This is a genomic window from Marinobacter sp. S6332 (genome assembly GCF_023016045.1).
GTDB lineage: Bacteria > Pseudomonadota > Gammaproteobacteria > Pseudomonadales > Oleiphilaceae > Marinobacter.
In genome coordinates this window covers 53,307-74,146 of the sequence record NZ_JALKAP010000005.1, presented here as the reverse complement: position 1 = coordinate 74,146, position 20,840 = coordinate 53,307, and the positions used below count along the sequence as shown (strand labels likewise).

At 49.6% G+C, this 20,840-nt stretch carries 15 protein-coding genes and 1 riboswitch; of the genes, 12 read left to right on the top strand and 3 right to left on the bottom strand.

Translation table 11 applies throughout. The annotated features are described in order from the left end of the window. Nucleotides 1-7: 7 nt before the first annotated feature. The 11 genes from MWU62_RS08885 (at nucleotide 8) to MWU62_RS08835 (ending at nucleotide 15,526) form a co-directional block, all read left to right on the top strand. Nucleotides 8-2,644: a tetratricopeptide repeat protein gene (locus MWU62_RS08885; RefSeq protein WP_247114523.1), complete on the top strand. Its 2,637-nt coding sequence runs from the start codon at nucleotides 8-10 to the stop codon at nucleotides 2,642-2,644. 190 nt (nucleotides 2,645-2,834) lie between these two features. Beyond that, a riboswitch (cyclic di-GMP riboswitch) is annotated at nucleotides 2,835-2,917 on the top strand. A gap of 40 nt (nucleotides 2,918-2,957) precedes the next feature. Further along, on the top strand, nucleotides 2,958-3,788 hold the full coding sequence (locus tag MWU62_RS08880) for a PEP-CTERM sorting domain-containing protein (RefSeq protein WP_247114522.1): 831 nt from the start codon (nucleotides 2,958-2,960) through the stop codon (nucleotides 3,786-3,788). A gap of 120 nt (nucleotides 3,789-3,908) precedes the next feature. Beyond that, the gene (locus tag MWU62_RS08875; RefSeq protein WP_247114521.1) at nucleotides 3,909-5,327 is read left to right on the top strand and encodes an exosortase/archaeosortase family protein; all 1,419 of its coding nucleotides are present in this window, start codon (nucleotides 3,909-3,911) and stop codon (nucleotides 5,325-5,327) included. Nucleotides 5,328-5,422: 95 nt separating this feature from the next. Continuing rightward, complete coding sequence (locus tag MWU62_RS08870; protein ID WP_247114520.1) at nucleotides 5,423-6,385, top strand: DHH family phosphoesterase; 963 nt, start codon at nucleotides 5,423-5,425, stop codon at nucleotides 6,383-6,385. A 101-nt stretch (nucleotides 6,386-6,486) separates the two neighbouring features. Further along, a complete protein-coding gene (gene cysD / locus MWU62_RS08865) occupies nucleotides 6,487-7,401 on the top strand; it encodes a sulfate adenylyltransferase subunit CysD (RefSeq protein WP_247114519.1) in 915 nt (304 codons plus the stop codon). A 9-nt stretch (nucleotides 7,402-7,410) separates the two neighbouring features. After that, on the top strand, nucleotides 7,411-8,823 hold the full coding sequence (gene cysN, locus MWU62_RS08860) for a sulfate adenylyltransferase subunit CysN (protein ID WP_247114518.1): 1,413 nt from the start codon (nucleotides 7,411-7,413) through the stop codon (nucleotides 8,821-8,823). Between the two features lie 18 nt (nucleotides 8,824-8,841). Continuing rightward, a complete protein-coding gene (gene cysC, locus MWU62_RS08855) occupies nucleotides 8,842-9,441 on the top strand; it encodes an adenylyl-sulfate kinase (RefSeq protein WP_247114517.1) in 600 nt (199 codons plus the stop codon). 39 nt (nucleotides 9,442-9,480) lie between these two features. After that, on the top strand, nucleotides 9,481-11,247 hold the full coding sequence (locus MWU62_RS08850; RefSeq protein WP_247114516.1) for an SLC13 family permease: 1,767 nt from the start codon (nucleotides 9,481-9,483) through the stop codon (nucleotides 11,245-11,247). Nucleotides 11,248-11,286: 39 nt separating this feature from the next. Continuing rightward, on the top strand, nucleotides 11,287-13,908 hold the full coding sequence (locus MWU62_RS08845) for a hypothetical protein (protein WP_247114515.1): 2,622 nt from the start codon (nucleotides 11,287-11,289) through the stop codon (nucleotides 13,906-13,908). Continuing rightward, the gene (locus MWU62_RS08840; RefSeq protein WP_247114514.1) at nucleotides 13,881-14,510 is read left to right on the top strand and encodes an acyltransferase; all 630 of its coding nucleotides are present in this window, start codon (nucleotides 13,881-13,883) and stop codon (nucleotides 14,508-14,510) included. The genes MWU62_RS08845 and MWU62_RS08840 overlap by 28 nt, the downstream gene beginning before the upstream one ends. A gap of 50 nt (nucleotides 14,511-14,560) precedes the next feature. Further along, complete coding sequence (locus MWU62_RS08835) at nucleotides 14,561-15,526, top strand: glycosyltransferase (protein WP_247114513.1); 966 nt, start codon at nucleotides 14,561-14,563, stop codon at nucleotides 15,524-15,526. A gap of 118 nt (nucleotides 15,527-15,644) precedes the next feature. On the opposite strand, the gene MWU62_RS08830 is transcribed toward MWU62_RS08835, so the two are convergent. The 3 genes from MWU62_RS08830 to MWU62_RS08820 form a co-directional block, all read right to left on the bottom strand. Next, a complete protein-coding gene (locus tag MWU62_RS08830; protein WP_247114512.1) occupies nucleotides 15,645-15,779 on the bottom strand; it encodes a transposase domain-containing protein in 135 nt (44 codons plus the stop codon). A gap of 245 nt (nucleotides 15,780-16,024) precedes the next feature. Beyond that, complete coding sequence (locus tag MWU62_RS08825; RefSeq protein ID WP_247114511.1) at nucleotides 16,025-17,962, bottom strand: hypothetical protein; 1,938 nt, start codon at nucleotides 17,960-17,962, stop codon at nucleotides 16,025-16,027. 170 nt (nucleotides 17,963-18,132) lie between these two features. After that, the gene (locus tag MWU62_RS08820; RefSeq protein WP_247114510.1) at nucleotides 18,133-19,041 is read right to left on the bottom strand and encodes a sulfotransferase family 2 domain-containing protein; all 909 of its coding nucleotides are present in this window, start codon (nucleotides 19,039-19,041) and stop codon (nucleotides 18,133-18,135) included. A gap of 206 nt (nucleotides 19,042-19,247) precedes the next feature. Between MWU62_RS08820 and MWU62_RS08815 the strand changes: the two genes are divergently transcribed. Further along, nucleotides 19,248-20,831, top strand: coding sequence for a hypothetical protein (locus MWU62_RS08815; RefSeq protein WP_247114509.1), 1,584 nt, complete (start codon nucleotides 19,248-19,250; stop codon nucleotides 20,829-20,831). The last annotated feature ends 9 nt before the right edge of the window (nucleotides 20,832-20,840 follow it).

The following is a 20,840-nucleotide window of genomic DNA, read 5'->3' as shown; positions in this document are numbered from 1 at the left end:
GGCTTACATGATCAGAATTCAAACAAAAATGAAGACACTTCCCGGACTGATATTGGCAAGCAGCATGCTACTTGCGTTTCCACTGCTGTCTGGTTGCAGCAACGGCCCGGATTCGTCGGAAGCGCTCTCGCACATTAGCCGGGCAGAAACCTACTCCGAACAAGGTCAGTTTCGATCTGCCCTACTTGAAGTGAAAAACGCCATCCAAAAAGACCCGAACAATGTTGAACACATTGTGCGCTTGGCAGACCTGTACCTTCAGGTAGGAGCAGTGAAAGCTGCCTCAGAGCTACTCGAACCTTGGACGCAAGAAAAGCCTGAAGCAGTAGCTCTTACTTTAGCCCGCGCTTATGTGGAACAGGGCAAGCACCTCTCGGCAACTGAAACCCTCGCTCTGCAGACTCCTGAAACACCGGAAGACCAGCTCGAAGCATCGCTTATCCGCGCTGAGGCCTTGCGCAGATCTGGTGAAGTGGCGGAAGCCCTTGCGCTATATAACAACCTCTCCACAAGCAACACCTCCAACATCCCAGCAATAGCCGGGGTTCTTCAAGCCCAGATTAATCTGGGTAAAGACCAACAAGCCATAGAAGCTGCCGACGATTGGCTCGCCAAAAATCAAGCTGCCCCGGAAGTCCTGTTCTGGAAAGGCCAAGCCCAGTATCGACTAAATCAGCTTGAGCAAGCATCTGCAACACTCACTGATGCGGTTGGTGAACTGCCTACGTCTGATATATTTCTGCCCATCCGACGCAACTTGCTCACCACCCTCTCCCGGGTGCTTACCGAACAAGGCAAAATAACCGAAGCCCAGATTTATAACCAGATACTTGCGGAAAACATGAACTCGGCGGCTCGGGAACAAGCCGAAGCGGCTGTCGCAGCATTAAAAGAAGGCAATTTTGAGGATGCCAAAACGATCCTGCGTGACACACTGAAACTCGACCCAGAAAACGAGCAAGTCGCCCTGATGTTGGGCGCAATTTCAGCAGGCACTGGCGATCTGGACGAAGGCGCTCAACTACTTAAAGAAAACCTAGACCCCGAAACGACCCCCGTACAATTCATACGGGCCGCCACCATGGCCCAGATTGATACTGGCGACCGGGAAGATGCACTTAAAACCCTAACCAGAGCCATAGAAGCTCGGCCCAATGATAATGAGCTTTTGGCCATGCACGGCATTCTAGCCCTCAGCCTGCCCGGTCAGGAACAAGCCGGCATTGCCAGCCTCAGCAGAGCCATAAGCAATGAACCCCAACGCGTAAGGCTACGGCTTGCTTTGGCTCGCCATTACCTTCAACAAGACCAGCCCGAGCAGGCGTTGGGCCAACTGCGTATGGCCTTCACTTCCAACCCTTCAGATTGGGCTACCACCAGCACCTACCTAAACATACTTATCCAACAGAATGAAAAACAGGAAGCGGCAGAAATCCGTGACTCACTAATCAATGGGTATGCCGACCAACCACGAGCAATTTTGCTTGCAAGCCTCACAGATGCCCAACTGGGGAACCTCGACACGGCACAAGCACGGCTTGAAAAACTAATAAAAGAAAATCCAGATCTGCAAGCCCCAAAGATTGCGCTAGCCAGCATCTATGCGCAAACCGACAGGCGCGGTGATGCCGTTACTCTGCTAATAAAAGCTGCCACCATAACGCCCGAGGCCATACGCCCACTGCAGCAAGCTGGCCAGGTTTATATGCAGGACCATACAGTATCAGAGGCGAAGAACTGGCTAGCCGACATAGCCAAAGCCAACCCGGAGCTGAAGCAGAACACAGACACGCTCACCGCGTTACTTGAAATAACCCAAGGCGAATTGGCATCCGCCAGAGCAATCCTCGACCAATTGAAAGACAGCGATTCCACCACAGTAAAACGCGCCCAAGGCCAGCTGCTACTGGCTGAAGCAAAAGCTGCCGCAGATAACAAAGAGTGGTCCACAGCCCGTGCTAAAGCTGCTGAAGCCATAGCTCTTGAACCGAAAAACATAGGCTTTGCACTGCTGCCAGTTGGTATCGCACAGATGGAAGGCAAGTTCGATGATGCTTTAGATGCGTTAGATGGAGTTGAGAAAATACACGGGGAACTACCTGCTACAATTTTGCCACGCACCCTGCTGCTTCAACGAAAAGAAGGTTCGGAAAAAGCTCACAACTACCTTTCAGAAAAATGGCAAACCACTAAAGACATACAACTGATGCCATCGCTCATCTTACTAGCGAAAGAAACTGCGCCGGAATCACTTGACGACCTAACCCGCAGTTGGATTCAAGAAGCACCCCGAAACCTTGCCGCACACATGGCGCGGGCGGATTGGCTCTTAACCAACGGCCAAGAGCTAACGGCGGCAACACATTACGAGCAAGTACTCGCCAAACAACCAGATAATGTAACGGCCCTCAACAATCTGGCCTGGACGCTTCGCAAAGACAACTCAGAGCGCGCACTGGAACTAGCCAAACACGCTAGCGAGCTGGCACCTAACAGCCCCGCCGTATTGGATACCTATGGCTGGGTACTGCATTTGGCAGGCAATCATGCAGAAGCCAAAGCGGTGATAGAAAAGGCTCTGAGCCTTGCGCCGGAAAGCGCCGAAATTGAAGAACATCTAGAGGCTGTTAAAAAAGCCATGTAAAAAAGCTCGACATCTCTGCATTACTCGAATATTCAAAAGGCCTGACACAACCGCAAGTCAGGCCTTTTTTATGCCCACCGTCGAAATTCTTTACATCCACATCAAATTCAACTTGATAAATACTATAAAATCAATAGATTGAAAACTTGGCATAGTAATCGCTTTATTATAAACATAGGATCGGTTACGACCGGTCGTATGCCAAACCATCTGTGAGGGTGGGACGGAAAGCCAAGGATCTCGAAAATAATAAGAGACAGCCTGGTTGCGGAGCAAGCTACAAGGAATTAGAGCTGGACAACCGGAGAGCAAAATGAAATTCAGACAGTCACTTCTTGCATTAGGCATAAGCGCATTTGCAGTATCTGCAACGGCAAATACTATAATTTCGACCAACAGCCTCCAAAATGGCTTAGATTCGATTACCGATGGAAGCTTCTATGACGTAAATACGTCACAGCATAATCCAGACGAAGTCTGGAACATTACCGCTACGGGTGGTTCTGTCAGCAAGCTTATTTTTGAATTTGCAGGCTTTGAAAATAACGCGAGCTTTGGAATCTATGATGTTAACGACATCTCAAAGACTTTGCAGATATATGACGGTACATCATGCGGTGGAGCTGACACGACATGTACTCCACAAGATAACAGAGCCACAACCTTCGAGAGTAATGGGAATTATTTCGAAACCGCATTGTTCGGAGGGGGTATTTCATCTGCAACGTTCTCGTCTGCAGACTTTGGATATTATCTTACATCCGGCGATGGAACCTTCTATTCAGAGGCTCACCGGAATGCCGGTGTAGGAGATAGCGCCCACAACAACACCACAGATCACATGGTTGCCTTTTTTGGGGACGGACAACTAAAAATTGATAGTAATTACCGTGCAGACAAGCTCGACCCAAATCATGCAAATTACGATCCAAACTATGCTCCGAGCTACTCTACGTTCGGATCTAACGAATACATTCTAGCTTGGGAAGATTTAGCATTCCCCAATTCTGACTATGATTATTCAGATTTTGTGGTGATGGTCGAATCTGTCGAATCAGTAACGGTACCAGAACCCGGCACTCTAGCCCTCCTAGGCCTCGGCCTTGCAGGCCTCGGTGCAGCTCGCCGTCGTCAGAAAGCCTGATTTCGGTTGAGTTACAGAAAGCCAGCCGGTTTCGGCTGGCTTTTTTGTTTCGAGTTTGAGTTTTATGTAATGGTTATACACAGTATCCTGTCGATTGGTCAGTAGCGCGGCGGACAAGCAATGTTAAGGAAGACATTAAATAACTTACCCCTCTCAAAGCCCTATCTGGTCGTTACTGCCATTGCTCTGGGTATCTTTTACCCTACTTGGATTCGACTTGCGCAAGCGTGGCTGGAGTTCGAGCAAGTACTCGCTCATGGGCTCGCAACAGCTTTTATCTTTTTGGGATTGTTATTAATACACCCTCCTAAAGTCTCTGCCACTTCAAAAACGCTCAAGCCCCACCGCCTTATGGGCGCCACTTTACTTATTGCTACAACACTCGCATGGGCATTGCTTGAATTGGTGCGCATCGACACCCTTGCCTACCTAATGCTACCCATAGGCGTATTCGCTGCAGGCTGGGCGATGCTAGGGCTTGCACAAAGCTTGAGTTTTATTCCTTATATTTTGCTTTTATCTCTTTCATTGCCGATATGGGCCGATATGGTCCCCGCACTGGTGGAGCTCGCCAGCATAGTCGTCGGCAACTGGGTAGGCTGGTTCGGGATGACGGCGCTCATAGAAGGCAATAGCATCACCCTGCCCTACGGGCGCCTTCTAATTGCTGATGGCTGCTCCGGCATTCGTTATTTTGCCATTTCGATTTTATTGGCGATGTTGACATCTATTCTGAATGACTATCGCTGGCGCGGTTGGCTCACCACCTTGCTGGCAGCCATGACACTCGGGCTCGTCGCCAACTGGGTACGAATAAGCATTCTCGTTGTAGTTGCCTACGAAACTAATATGCAAAGCGACTTACTTACCGATCATGAAACGATGGGTTGGATTGTATATGCAGTATTCGTTTTGCCAGCGTTGTACTTTTCGCCAGTGCGGCAGAGAAAGCCAAGCCAAAATGGTCGTAAGCCAAGCTCCAGTTGCAGTAAAACAGGCATCGCAGCAGTTATTATCTCCATCGTATTAGGCCCCATTGCGCTAACCATCGCGCACTCTCCAAGCACTCCCGCTCCTTCTTGGGCAGTCAAATTACCCGAAGCTAAACCGGCAAATCCCAGCGATATGCCGATACCACTTACCCTGCCAAATACACTCACACAGCAAGTATGGCATTCTGAAGGGCTGTGGGTTTCCCTTGCACAAAGCCAAAAACTCTCAGCCGACCAAAAGCTTGTGCCGTATCTCCGCCCGCCATTCGACCAATCAATCTGGCAATTGCAAGAAACTTACCGCCCCGGCTTGGTGCGAGTGCGAAATATACTAAGCCGAAGACAGGTTATCGTTGATCAATGGTTTCAGGTTGGAGCCTTTCAAGCACAGAGCTACAGAGAAGCCAAGCTACTGCAGGTGCCAGCGATGCTGAAAGGGCAACAGAGATTTGCCCTCACAACACTCCAAGCAGCGTGCCATCAATCTACTTGCAACCAAGCGCTTCGGCAGTTGGAGCAGAAAATCAAGCAATTAAAAATTTACTGAGCTGAAACCTTCGATGAGGCCTCACCCCTTAACGTCCATTCCATGGTTTTAAAAAAGTCTCTTATGCCCATTTGCTTACAGGATCGCAACTAAATATGAATTTGTACGATGTTTTTAATGGTGATGCCGATGGCATTTGCGCCCTAATACAGCTTCGATTAGAAGAACCTGCTGAGACAACCTTAATCACCGGCGTAAAGCGAGACATAGCACTTGCTCAACAAATACCAACAGACCAGCCAGTCAAGGCAACCATTCTGGATATCAGCCTTGATAAAAACCGACAAGCTGTCAACGCGCTTTTAAACGCTGGCAGTAAGGTATTCTATGTAGATCACCATTTCCCGGGCGAATCCCTGCCAGAAGCTTCTGGTTTTCAAGCGCTGATTGATACCCAACCAACTACTTGTACCAGCCTGCTTGTTGACCAACACCTGAACGGCCGCTTCCATAACTGGGCAATTACTGCTGCATTTGGCGACAACCTGAACGCTGTTGCTGAAGAGCTCGCGCGCGAAGCCGGGCTAACTTCTGCACAAACAGAAGCTCTGAAAACCCTTGGCGTATGCATTAACTACAACGGCTATGGTTCAACACTGGATGATCTACATTTTCATCCAGCCGATCTCTACCGCGAGTTTGTGAAATTTGAAAACCCGCTTGAACTAATTGCCTCGGCACCGCCAGCATGGAGCAAACTGCGGAGTGGCTTTGAGGCAGACATGACAAGCGGCCTGGCCGCCCCTGTAATGGCTGAGAACTCATCCTCCATTATTGTTAAACTACCAGACGAACCTTGGGCTCGCAGGGTGAGCGGCGTATTGGGTAACGAACTTACCAACCGAAACCCGGAGAAAGCCTGCGCTATTGTTACCGAAAAAGCAGATGGTGGTTATCTGGTGAGTATTCGTGCGCCTCTTAACAACCGCACCGGTGCCGATGAGGTAGCACGCAAATTCCCCACCGGTGGCGGGCGAAAAGCAGCAGCCGGAATAAACGAACTACCGGCGGAGCATCTGAACGATTTCATCAGCATAATGCAAAATTTTTGGCATTAACTCCCCTGTATTGGCCTTCCCCTGCTAGCCCCCTCCGCGGGAGAGGGGGAAATGCAAAAGGGAGTATCTGGATTTAAACTTTTGATTCATGGGCAATCAGCATGACACTAACCCCTCCCAAGAAAACCCACCTCAAACAACTTGAGGCGGAATCCATCCACATCATCCGTGAAGTGGCCGCCGAGTTTGATAACCCGGTAATGCTGTACTCAGTCGGTAAAGACTCTGCCGTGATGCTGCATCTGGCCATGAAGGCCTTCGCCCCTGGTAAACCCCCGTTCCCGTTGATGCATGTGGATACCACCTGGAAATTCCGGGAGATGATCACTTTTCGAGATAAAATGGCCGAAAAGGTGGGCATGAAGCTGATTGTGCACACCAATCAAGAGGGCGTAGAGCAAGGTATCGGCCCCTTTACCCATGGCAGCGCCAAACATACGGATGTAATGAAGACACAGGCGCTTAAGCAGGCGTTGGACAAACACGGTTTTGACGCTGCTTTTGGCGGTGCCCGCCGCGATGAAGAAAAAAGCCGGGCCAAAGAGCGGGTGTACTCATTCCGCGACAAGTTCCATCGCTGGGACCCAAAAAGCCAACGCCCTGAGCTGTGGAACCTCTATAACGGCAAGGTAAACAAGGGCGAGAGCATTCGCGTGTTCCCCCTGTCCAACTGGACAGAGCTGGACATCTGGCAATACATCTATCTCGAAAATATCGATATTGTGCCCTTGTATCTGGCAGCAGAACGCCCTGTGGTGGAGCGGGATGGCACGCTGATCATGGTCGATGATGAGAGAATGCCCCTCGAGCCCGGTGAGACCCCGGATATGAGGATGGTGAGGTTCCGCACTCTGGGCTGCTACCCACTCACCGGCGCGGTTGAATCCGAGGCGGCGAGCTTGCCAGAAATCATTCAGGAAATGCTGCTCACCAAAACCTCTGAGCGCCAAGGGCGGGTGATCGACCATGATGGCGCAGCCTCTATGGAACAGAAAAAACGCGAAGGATATTTTTAAGGAATCACTATGTCACACGCATCCGAACTGATTGAATCTGACATCCTCGCGTACCTGGATCAACATGAGAACAAAGACCTGCTGCGCTTTCTCACCTGCGGCAGCGTAGACGACGGCAAATCGACGCTGATCGGGCGCTTGCTTTTCGATTCCAAGCTGATTTTTGAAGACCACCTCGCCTCGCTTCATAAAGACAATGAACGCCAAGGTAACGCCGGTGAAGCACTGGATTTAGCATTGCTGGTGGATGGGCTTGCCTCCGAGCGTGAGCAAGGCATCACCATTGACGTGGCCTATCGTTATTTTTCCACGGATAAGCGCAAGTTTATCATCGCAGACTGCCCGGGCCATGAGCAGTACACCCGCAATATGGCCACTGGGGCATCTACCTGTAATTTGGCCGTTGTAATGGTAGACGCCCGCAAGGGCGTGCTCACACAATCCCGTAGGCACAGTTTTATTGTCTCTTTGTTAGGCTTGAAGCACATTGTGGTGGCCATCAACAAGATGGATCTCGTGGAATTCAGCGAAGAGCGATTCAATGAAATTCGTGCAGAATACGAAAAGCTGGCAGACCAGCTGGGGCTGAAAGAGGTGTATTACGTGCCTATTTCAGCTCTGAATGGCGATAACGTGGTAAACCGAAGTGAGCATACGCCGTGGTATAGCGGCGAAACCTTAATGACCATCCTTGAGCAGGTTGAACTTCGGGCAGACCAGAACGTAACCGATTTCAGGTTGCCTGTTCAGTTTGTGAACCGCCCGAACCTGGATTTCCGCGGCTACTGCGGCACGGTTGCCAGTGGTGTAGTGCATAAAGGTGATGAGTTGGTGGTGCTGCCTTCCGGAATGACCTCTCGGGTAAAGGGTCTTCATACTTACGAAGGTGAGATTCCACGCGCTTGGCCGGGCGATGCAATAACCATTACGCTGGAAGATGAGATCGACATTTCCCGTGGTGATTTGCTGGTGCATGCCAATCAGCCGCCTGAGATGGGCCAGCGCTTCGCTGCCCACGTGGTCTGGATGAGCGAGAAACCTCTTGTACCGGGCCGCGAGTACGGCATAAAGATCGGCACCAAGGTGACCAGCTGTTTTATCAACAAGGTGCTGGAAGAAATCGATGTAAACAGCCTTGAGCGCAGCACGCAAACCGCCAGTGGCCTTGAGCTGAATGCTATTGGCCTGTGCGATCTGGAGGTTTCTGAGCCAGTGGTGGTAGAAGATTACCAAAACCACCCCGGCACGGGCGCTTTCATTTTGATTGACCGACTGACCAACGTGACTGTGGCAGCTGGTATGGTTGCGCGTGCTCTGGATGGCTCCGGCGAGTTGCCAAAGCGCGACTACACAGAGGCAGAGCGAAACCTTAACCGGTTCATACGTGATAACTATCCCGAGTGGGCCTGCAAACCTGTTTAGAACCAGAAGGATGCTGTTTTGGAAAACAATATCGTTTGGCACGACCATAAAGTCGTTCGATCTGAGCGCGCTGAAAACAAAAGCCAGAAACCCTGCCTGCTCTGGTTCACTGGCCTAAGCGGTTCGGGAAAATCCACCATCGCCAACGCTCTGGACGTAGCCTTGCACAACCGTGGTTACCATACCTTTTTACTGGATGGCGACAATGTGCGCCACGGATTGTGCAAAGATCTGGGCTTTTCCGATGAAGATCGGGTAGAAAATATTCGCCGCGTCGGAGAAGTCAGCAAGCTCTTTACTGACGCAGGGTTGATTGTAATGAGTGCGTTCATCTCACCTTTCAACAGCGATCGGCGCATGGTGCGCAAACTATTTCCGGCGGGAGAGTTCATAGAGGTGTATATGGATACACCGCTGGCGACCTGCGAAGAGCGGGACTCCAAGGGCCTGTATCAGAAAGCGCGAGCAGGCGAAATCACTGATTTTACCGGCATTGACTCACCTTACGAAGCACCGGCCAAGCCGGAAATAAGCCTGGATACATCCTGCTCCTCGGTGGAAGATTGCGTGGAATCGCTAATCAACTATCTTCTCGAGCGAAAATTGATTGCATCCTGATAAACCCTGCATGCGCCAACTTATGAGACTCTGCATTTAATGGAATGGCAAGGCATTCTCACCCTGGGAACACTCTTCTCGGTGTTGGCCACCCTGATGCTCACTCGCTATTCGGCAGACCTGGTGCTAATGGCAGCACTGGCGCTTTTGCTGATTGCAGGTGTTCTTACGCCAACAGAAGCCCTGGCGGGTTTTGGCAACCCGGGCGTTATAACCATTGCCACCTTGTACGTTGTCGCGGCAGGTTTGAAAGAGACTGGAGCCGTGCAATGGATTGCACGGCGCCTTCTAGGCCACCCGAAAACCGCCAAAGGCGCCCAATTACGAATGATTGCACCAACCGGCGTACTCAGTGCATTCATGAACAACACGGCGGTTGTTGCCATGTTCATTCCCGCCATTCAGGACTGGGCCCAGAGGCTTGGTATTTCTCCGTCAAAACTGCTCCTGCCCCTCAGCTACGCGGCCATACTGGGCGGAACCTGCACCTTGATTGGCACCAGTACCAATCTAGTCATAGATGGCCTCTTGCAATCAGAACTCGATATCCACCTAGGGCTATTCGAACTGGCCTGGGTGGGCGTGCCACTGATGCTGGTTGGCGGCGCCTTCTTGGTATTGTTTGGCTCAAAACTGCTACCCGATCGCGGCGGCGTACGTGAAGAACTGAACCAAATACGTGAATACGGTGTTGAGGTTGAAGTGGTCAATTCCGGGCCGCTGGTAGGCAAATCCATCGCCGAAGCGGGCTTGCGCGCCCTTAATTATGGTTATCTGGCAGAAATTGACCGCGATGGCCGGCTCATTACAGCGGTTGAGCCCGACCGGGTGCTTGAGGCTGGAGACCGGCTGTACTTTATCGGCGCACCAGAATGCGCCAGTGAACTCCGAAGAATTCAAGGGTTAAAGCCCGCCAGTGGCAATGTACACAAGCTGGATGTAGCCAACCATCAGCGTTGTCTGGTTGAAGTTGTGCTGGGGCCTGAGTTCACCGCCCTCGGCAAAACCATTCGAGATAGCCAATTCCGTACCCGTTTTAATGCCGTGATTTTTTCTCTGGCCCGGGAAGGAAAACGGGTTCCCGGCAAGTTGGGTGATATAACCTTCCGCGTAGGCGACACCCTATTGCTTGAAACCAGCCATCAGTTTGTAGAGCAGTACCGCTTCAGGCGCGACTTCCTACTGGTGAGTGCGCTGAACGACTCCACACCGCCAGACTTCCACAAGGCCCCCAGAGCTTTAGGTATACTCGCCTTGATGGTACTGGTCAGCGCCAGCGGATTGCTGCCCATCATGGAAGCTGCATTCCTTGCCGCAGGCGGAATGATTGTATCCGGCTGCTTAACGGCTAGCCGTGCCAGACGCAGCTTGGACCTACCAGTGCTGGTTGTCATCGCCGCATCCTTTGCACTGGGCAATGCCATGACAGTAACCGGAGCTGCCGGCTGGATAGTGAGCGGATTATTGGGTATCGGGGACCTATCACCTTGGCAAGTGCTGATTCTGGTATATCTGTTGACAGTGATGTTTACCGAGCTAATCACCAACAACGCCGCCGCCGTGCTGATGTTCCCCATTGCACTCGCGCTGGCACAGAAGCTCGATGTGAGCGTGTTGCCCTTTGCAGTTACAGTTATGTTTGCGGCATCAGCCTCATTCATTACGCCCCTTGGCTACCAAACCAATCTAATGGTATTTGGGCCTGGACGGTACAGGTTTTCAGATTACGTTAGAATTGGTGTGCCTTTGAGTGTGATTGCAGGTGCAGTAGCCTTGGGACTTATTCCTTTAATTTGGGGTTTCTAGCAAGCACCACTTTATGTTGCCAAATTTGCGGATTACTCTATGCACCACACAGGAAGTCAGATTACAGGCACGTTTATGGAAAAAATAGCCATTCAGCTAGAGGAAACAAGCGGCTTTAATCGCATCAGTGAGCCCGTATGCCTTGGTATACCGCTACCCACCGGCACCGCTAAGACCGTCCAGAACCTCACACTGATGGATAACCAGAAGGCTCTGGCTGTGCAACTTGAACCTCTCGCCCACTGGCCGGACGGCAGCATTCGCTGGCTTCACGCAAGTTTTTTGATCAGCCTGGCACCGCACAGCAAGAAAAGCCTGATACTAGCCCAGCAAAAAGCACCCTGCCCCGCTGCTCCAAAGCCTGATAGCAAACTGTCACCGCAAAGCCTTACGATACCCACCTCAACAGGTAGCGTCGTTTTGCAGGAAGGCAGCTTGGCTTGGCAGGCCTACAACCACAACGAACAATGTGTACCCTCAGCGGTAACCTTGTGTGATGACACCGGAACTCCCTGCACTGTCAAAGCCGACGCCAACTGGGAAATCACCCACGAAGGCGCCGTTTTCGTTGCTGCAAAGTTAAAAGGCCAATGGCTGAAACAAAACAACGAACCACTCGCACGGTTTGAATGTGAACTGCGTGTTTTCCTGGAAACCGGGCTCATACAAGTTGAGCTGGTAACCCACAACCCGAAACGCGCCCGCCACCCCGGTGGCTTGTGGGATCTGGGAGACCCCGGATCCGTCTATTTCCGTGAGCTTGCGTTAGAAACAACACTTCCAGCTGCAAGCACTGCCACCATCACGCCTCTGGCCCTAGATGAAACCCCAGGCGAGTTCCATCTCGCCGATTTTAATCTTTACCAGGACTCAAGTGGCGGCGAAAACTGGCAAAGCCGTAATCATGTGGACGCCAACGGTGACGTAACCACCCGGTTCTGTGGCTACAAGCTCACGACGAGCAGCGAATTGAAGCACCAAGGCAAGCGTGCCAATCCGCTGGTGAGCGTTGGTGAGGATTGCGGGCAGCTAAGCATGACTGTGCCCGGCTTCTGGCAGAACTTCCCAACCAGCCTTCGCAAAGAGGGAAACAAACTAACCATCGGTCTGTTCCCAAGGGACGCAAAAAAAGCGTATGAGCTACAAGGCGGTGAGCGCAAGACCCTTCGCTGCCTGATAGACCACCACAGCAATAACAGCATCGCAGCAACAGCCTACGCCCCGCTTGTCCCCGTGCTAGCGCCAGAGTGTTATGAGCAAGCGCAAGCGTTTCCCTGGTTCAAAGCCAACACGCAACCCGACGCGCTTGACGAACTGATAGCACAAGGCTTGGATGGCGAATCAAACTTCTTTGCAAAGCGGGAAGTGATTGACGAATTTGGCTGGCGTAGTTTTGGCGATATATTCGCTGATCATGAAACCCTCTACCAAAACGAGGGAGAGCCACCTTTTGTTTCCCACTACAACAACCAGTATGACCCGATCTATGGCTTTGCCAGGCAGTTCGCCCTGACCGGAAATAAGCGCTGGTTCGAGTTGATGGACGACCTTGCACGCCACGTTACAGATATAGACATCTACCACACCGAAGAAGACCGGGCCGAATATAACAATGGCCTGTTCTGGCATACCGACCACTACCTGGACGTTCACACCGCCACCCACCGGACCTTCAGCAAACATAACACCACCAGCTCCACCCCTGGCCAAACGGGCGGCGGGCCAGGTGCTGAACATTGCTACACTACCGGACTGCTCTACCATTATTGGATGACTGGTAACGAAGACTCTGCCGAAGCGGTGCTTGATCTGGCCAACTGGATGCGGAACAGTTTTGAGAACAAGGGCGGCCTGCTGGCCCAACTTCTGGCTCTGAAAAAACAGGAACTGCCTAACCTCAAGGCTCTGGCCAGAGGCCAGGCGCCATTGGCTCATCGCTATCCGTTTACCCGGGCGACGGGCAACTATTTGAACACCCTGCTGGATGCCTGGTTACTAACCGGCGACCAACAGTGGCGGGATCAGGCTGAGGCCGTAATCCGCCAGAGCATTCATCCCAATGATGAGCCGGATGAGCGCAATCTGCTAGATGTGGAAACCGGCTGGTCTTACCTGGTGTTGCTGATCAGCATCACCAGATACCTATTGATAAAAGCTCAACACCAAGAACAGGATCAAAACAGCCAATACGCACGTCATGCGCTGATTCGCTATACGCAATGGATGCAAAATCACGAACAACCCTTCCTCGCGCAGACGGATCAGCTTGAATTTCCAAACCACACCTGGGTAGCCCAGGACATCCGCAAGGCAATGCTTCTCTGCATCGCCAGCCACCTGGATCCGGAACAGGCCGAGGACTACCTGCAACAGGCCAACATCTGGCTTGAAGAAATACAGGACACACTGAAAAACAGCCCCGAAGCTCACTTTACCCGAATCGTCGTCATCCTTATGCAAAACCAGGTGCCACAACAGCCCATTGCAAATCCTGACCTGGCGGCAGATACCAACGCCCTGTCCCCTGCCGTTGCCAACGCCAACACAAGGCTTACGTGGACGACCTTGATGAACCGGATACTGCGCCGAGCCATCATCGCCCTGCTGGCTTTTCGCCCAGCCAAGGAGAAGGCATGGCTTCAAGCAAGGCTGGACCGCTAATGGCCCGACTTCATGCCAAACCCATCATTAAGCGGCTATTCCGGGCCCTCACCTGGCCCCTTTACGCTCTCTACTGCTTAACCGCCCGTATCAGCGACCCGGACGCCAGCTTTGCAAGCTTTTCCCAGTTCCTGAGCCTCTTCCCCGGCAAAACGGGAAGCTATCTGCGGGCCGCTTTTTACAGCCAAGCCTGTCCTAACACCTCAGACGAAATTGTCGTTGGCTTTCTCACTCTGTTGTCCCATCGGGATACGACTATTCAACGAGGTGTATACATAGGCCCACAGTGCAACATTGGCAAGTGCACTATCGGCGAGGACACACTTATTGGCAGCGGCGTTCACATTCTCAGCGGTAACAGGCAACACAACTTTGATGACCCCGATACACCAATCCAACAACAGGGAGGATATTTTGAAAAAATAACTATTGGTCGTGACTGTTGGATCGGCAATTCTGCAACCGTAATGGCAGACGTCGGCTCGCACTCAATAGTCGCAGCCGCAACCGTAGTTACTAAAGTCATACGCCAATTCGCAATTGTCGCAGGCCAGCCTGCACGAATAATAAAAAACCGAGATAAACCTGAAGCAACGAATTAGACACTTTAAAATCACCAGTAGCTTCTATCTAAGGTAAAAGGGAAGAACGAATGTTATCTAACTCAATCTGGCTTGTTTGGCAGTATCAGACTCGCAATCATAGCATGAGCCGTGAATTGGGAGTCCCCCTGTACGAATTGATCTCATCAAAATCTGGTCTACGCCGATATGTCGAACTAAGTATCAAAACAATTCAGATTGTAAAAAAGGAACAGCCAAGAGTAATATTCTGTCAAAACCCTTCTATAGTTCTAGCTTTTCTCTGTACACTATTATTCCAATCCAAAAAAAGGAAGATCGTAGTCGACGAACATAACGCCGGCCTCTTTCCTTTGGATGGGAAAAATAGATTGCTCAACATAATTGCGAATTTTATTGTAAGGCGTGCCGATCTCGTGATCGTCACAAATGTTGCGTTATACGACTATTGTAAAAAAATAGGCGGCGAGCCGATTATTGTTCCTGACCCGTTACCGGTATTACCAAGCTCAGAAATCGTTACAAAAGACGAAGTCCCATTCCAAATTCTTTTTATATGCACCTGGGCTTCCGATGAACCTATTCAAGAGGTGATGGAGGCATGCTCCCACTTTTCGGAAAATGAGATCAAAGTATTGGTAACGGGAAATCCGAAGGGTATGTCTCAAAATGACGCACCTGCCTGCGTGCAATTGACAGGATTTATTAGCAAAGAGGATTATTTTAACTACTTAATATCGAGCGACGCTGTTGTCGTGCTAACGAAAAGAGAAAATTGCCTCAACTGCGGCGCATACGAAGCTGTTAGCGCAGAAAAACCAGGAATTCTTTCAAACACAGAGGCGCTTCGTGCGTACTTCAGCAACGGCTTCCTCTATGTCGACAACACAGTTGACGACATAAGACAAAAAATAATTGACCTGAAAGAGAATAGCGATCATCTCGAACAAGAGGTAAAGTACCTTAAGTCAGAGCTTAAAAAGAAAAGCGACAACAGGATTGACGATCTTAAAACGGCTGTTGAGGCACTCTTTTAATTGTGGATTCAACCAATAACCGCGACACCGCTCTTTTATAGAACTCCGGAATATTCACCCCAGAACACCTCTGCCAGTATTCGGCAACCTCGCCGTTTCCTGGTAAGCGCTCCACGAACTACTTCGGAATAGTTTCGCCCTGATTCCAAGGTAACAGCCAGTCTAGTTCATCGTCGGTCGTCAATGATGGTAGTTCGGTAAGCACTTCTACCACATAAGTATAGGGCTCAAGTAGGCACTCCACCAACCCCATCTTAGCCGCCTGACCGGAATTCGCCAGAATTTGTCTGGCGTCAACTATCTTGTCCGGTCCGCGACAACTATGATGGTTGGTTGAGTCGTTTCATTTCTTACTCTTTGAGGACTGTTTGATCTGTTGCCAGTTGTTGTCGTCTGTAGCTTTCCACCTCTAATTCAATAATTGCCGCGTGGTGTATGCCCCATCTGTCAGCCTAGTTGTGTGTGCCACAGCAATGCGGATCGGAAAACTATCACATCTTAATCTACAAAAATTTCAGATGGTGGCTTCGGAGCTATATTTTCGAATTTATTAATTTGTAGCGGTCCGATATCTACTGCCGAAGGAGTTCGTGAGTTACCGTAAATTCCATTTACGATTTCTGATGGAGAGCCTGCACCAATAATCCGTGACTCAGGGTCATAGTTAATGATTGGGCCAGAAAATCTTACCAAAGGATCCTCTGTGACTGAGCTCCTATCCCAATTTGGTAAATCAGAGTTAGATGCTGTCAACCCATCAAAGAACCAAGAATTATTACTCCCTTCAATATTGTCAAGCATTATGCTCCCCCTGTGCCCAACACCAATGAACGGATGTCCACGATTAACTATACATATATTGTTCTTCCATAACACCGATACCGTATCACCAGTGCCACTTAACTGTATACAACCTTTTCCACCTACTGTTTGGCCATCGGAGGCTGGCTTGTAAATTAAATTGTGGCTTATAAAAAATTTACCAAGCAAACCGTTTATGCCGGACGAAATTACAATTGCGCCATTTTCCGGGCCATTCGAAGAATCCACATCTGAACCGTCCCAAGCGGCTGCTAAGCCAGTATTTATAAGCACATTATTATAGATATGAACATTCATTGACCAAGAACAATTATTAGCTGCACCAACACTAATTCCGGGACCGGCCTGATTAACGATAACATTGTGGTGAATTTTAAGGGGACCATTCATATCGCCGCATGTTTCATTTTTGTCCCATTGGTGAATTCCACCTTTGGCTTTATTTCCCCAAAGATAGTTATAACCCCATTCCCAAGGTTCAACTATCATTCCTCGATCACTTCGAATCGATAGATAAGTGGTATGATGAAGTTTATTTGATCCCTCGCAGCCATACTCGTATATTTCATTCCCTAACATTTTTGCATTAGAAACACGGTCAAGGTGCTTTGGTGAATCGCCAATAATAGCTCCATTCCAATTGCTGGCGCAGCCACCAGGTATATCACCTATACGGTTAGCTACATATCGACCATCTTTCGTAGTTTTAATTCCCCAAGTATCACTAAAAGAATCAATCAAAGCTCCTATCGGTTGGCCATTAGAGTCCGTTTGTGGATAGTTAGATGCGTAGACATCTAGTTTAGACACCATAAACCCATTTGTCTTGAAAGAATCGATCGCTCTCTGAGCGATAACGGTCGGCCGTGTGTCAGGGTAGGCGAGTATCGAAAAATGGGCATCTGACGAACTTGAAGCATCAGAATTGTTCCAATAAATGCCTCTACCTGTTGTTTGACTTCCTGTTTTTACATCGTGAACGTAAATCGTACTGCCTAGCGGAGCGACATTAACCGCATAGTTGACAGTTCTCCATGGATCGTTAAAGGAACCGTTTCCGGCGTCATTGCCATTTGGAGTGATATGAAAAATCGCCCCCTGACGGACTGTGAAACTCAGTTCATTGCTTTGTTTGCCGTCTTTTCTAATTTTAATGGTGGCAGGGCCTTCAGCTCCCTCTGGAATTGAAAATGCAATCTCCTGCATCTTATGGGATTCAAATAGATTGGCTGGCCCAGAAGGTAATTGCCCGTCAGAATTTTTCCAGTAATAGACATGGGCCGGACTCATAGCAGCCCCGCTCGCATCCGTAATGATCAATTGGCTGGCACCTTGTTGGCTACCGAGATTTTGACCCCAAACTGTTACTATCACCCCGCTGCCTCTGCCATCATTTAAGCCATTGTTTGGGCCACTAACTAAATCAGTAAATGTAAGATACGGATCGTTAGCATGGGCTAATGGCGAAAACAAAAATGCTATACAAAAAACCAACACAACTAAGTGCAAGTGGGGTGTGAGGTTTTTCTTAGCCAGCCTCTGTGGGGGTCTGCACGTTTCTGCCGAAGACCAGTAGCGCTCTAAAACAAAATGTGATGAATTTTCGAAAAACATATTATTCTCCCGATGAGAGGAAGTTCATCATGCGCTTGAAAGCCATTTCTGAACATGATGAAGCACTAAAACCAGCGTAAGCGCTGGTATTAATTTGTTTACTCAAGTTTCGCTCTGTGTCGAAATACAGATTCTAGTACAAAACTTGCAATTTTGGGTTTAATTGTTCCTCATCTAATAAAGGATCGTTTCATCCGTCTCAACAAGCTAATGACATACGGGTTGGTTTTCGAACTTGCACTGTTGGTATGGATCTGGAATCTATTAAACTCAGTTTTCACTGAACTGAGATACTCTCCCCTGAACTCCGGATCCTTCTTCAGCTTCTCAGCCAGTCCAATGAATTCTGCTCTGCGCTTTGCGATCTCATCCTTCAGTTCTTCTATTTGATACGCCGTCAGGGGTGCCTTGGGCCGGATCGTCCTAATTGATAGATCTTCGACGGATGGTTTTTCATAACCAAATAGCTCGAAATCGTGGGTGTAATACCTGGCCAATGCAGAAACTACCGGCTTGCCTAAATCCAAGGGCTGGCTCTGACCAGCTGTGGTGTTCTTTTTCTGGTCAATCGAGAAATTGCACAGAGAAACCTCGCTGATCAGTGGCCATTCGCTGGCCATATCCTCCACCCTGACCACAAAATCCGGAATCAAGCGTCCGTTTTTGATCAATATTCGATGCTGAGGCTGAGCGTGATGCTCCATTTTTTCAACGGGAATGGTCATCATGTGGCGAACAACTTCCTCCAATGACATATCCGGGTCAAACTTTAGCGCTTTCAGATGATCGAGCTCGAACCCCTGCCCCCTGGCCCGGACGAACTTGTCTTTATAGTAGGACACAAACTTTTCAATTGGGTGCCGCGTAAAGGTAAACACAGGCAGCGCGGGGTGAGGTGATTCTGCTGGCCGCCAGTTAGTGAGAGCTTTTCCCTCAGGGCTGTGCTCGCTCATTCCAGCCTGGGCTGTCGGTTGTGTATTGAGCATTGCGTAGCTGATTGAGCTGCTTGCTACTTTCGGAACCGAGAGATAAATGACATAAATCCCTGGAACAAACTTTATAAAACTATGGTTTTCCAACTAACAAACTCCCTCTCGTACTAAGCCATTCAACCATTTGAATTAGCTAGATAATTGAAAAATTGATTCAGACGGTCGCTTTGATTCGTTTCAAACCTTAAAGCCCATGCGGTATCATAGGTTGTTGCTTCGGGCAGCCACTTTGCAGGTACCCTTGTTACTTGCGTTTAGCATGCAGCTACACTTCCAAGGATTTAGGATTCTAGATGACCAAGCCAGACATCAAACCTACTGTAGTTTTATTTACTTGGCATTCTACGAAAAACGTAGCGCTGATCACACCATTCATTAAGCATCTGGTCGACACTTGCGGGTTTCAGTGCCACGTTGTCACATCCGACGCGACGGGGAAATTGGCCCTCTTAAATAGTTGTGACAGCTCATTTTCAGTAAACGAACTCCTGCTGGCTTACGCAAACCCTACCCACCAACCCTCATCAGGTAAAGCAACTACCACCGACCACCTTTTAGACTTGCACCTTGACTGGCTTTATACGCCCAAAGACCCTGTTTTACTTGACCACCCGGACAGAAAAGCGACGGTAGATTACTACAGCTGGAAACAGCAACAGCTGATTTCAGCATACAGCCTATTTCTGGCAGATGTTGGCGCTAACACTGTAATTACTTGGAATGGCTCGCTGCTCGTAACCGGAGCCCTGGCTGAATCAGCAGATTTGCTCGGCATACCATCCTTTTACATGGAGAGGGGCCTTCTACCAGGCTCTCTCGTTATTGACCCTAACGGGGTAAATAGCGATAGCTCTATCGCCGGGAATGGTTGGCAAATAAATGGCTCGATAGAGCCTACAGAGGATGATGTCTTAGCGCTTAAGGCTTATTGCCAAAAGCTTGGCAGCTCAAACGCCTCCATTGTGAATACTGGCCAAAAGAAGGAAAGCGAGGCCGTTCTTGCACAACTCCGCCTTTCACCTGAAAAACCAGTAATCCTGCTACCTCTGCAAATTGAAAGCGATAGTAACATCCAGAACAATTCACCTTACTTCAAGTCAATGGAAGTACTTATCGGTTCGGTCACATCCGTATTGGGTGGTACGGAAGCTCAACTTATTGTGAAGCCCCATCCGGAAGACCAATCCCGAAGGGAAAGAATCGAAGAGCTGTGCAGCGCATCGGATGTGCGATGCTGCTGGGAGCTGTCACTTCAATCACTGTTGCCCGTTACCGATCTTGTCGTTGTCATCAACTCAACAGTAGGACTGGAGGCTCTGCTCCAGAACAAACCCGTCGTTACTCTGGGTCGATCAATTTATGATCGAAAGGGATTCACGCTGGACCTGGATGATACTAACAATCTTGATGAGCTCGTTCACCGGGCGCTGAACAACTTATGGAAACCTCATCAAGACCCCAATTTCTGGTGGTTTTTGAAAACCCTCATCAACCATCACACTTTTTTTTACGATGAGCAGCCAGGCATTCTCGATATCAAGCCTCTTCTTTCCGATACCCTGCTCAGTTCAGAGGTAAAAATCACCGCTCCAAAGACCCGCAGGATATCGGAGCTGATACCGACAAACGAAACTCTCTCGCAGTTAATGAGAGGCGAGTATACTGGCAATGTGCTTGTGATCGGTCCGCTCGAAACTGTCATGCAAGAAATACCTGACCAAATCACTGTGCTTAACCGAAGTACGCGGCCGATCACCTTCCTGTCAGCTCTTACGCAGCGATATGACTTGATGATCTTTATGGAATGGCCCTCGAATCCTGTCTTGCGCATTTGTTTCAGTCTATTGCGAGCCAAAAAGAAGGTGATTTTGGGGTGAACAACTCAC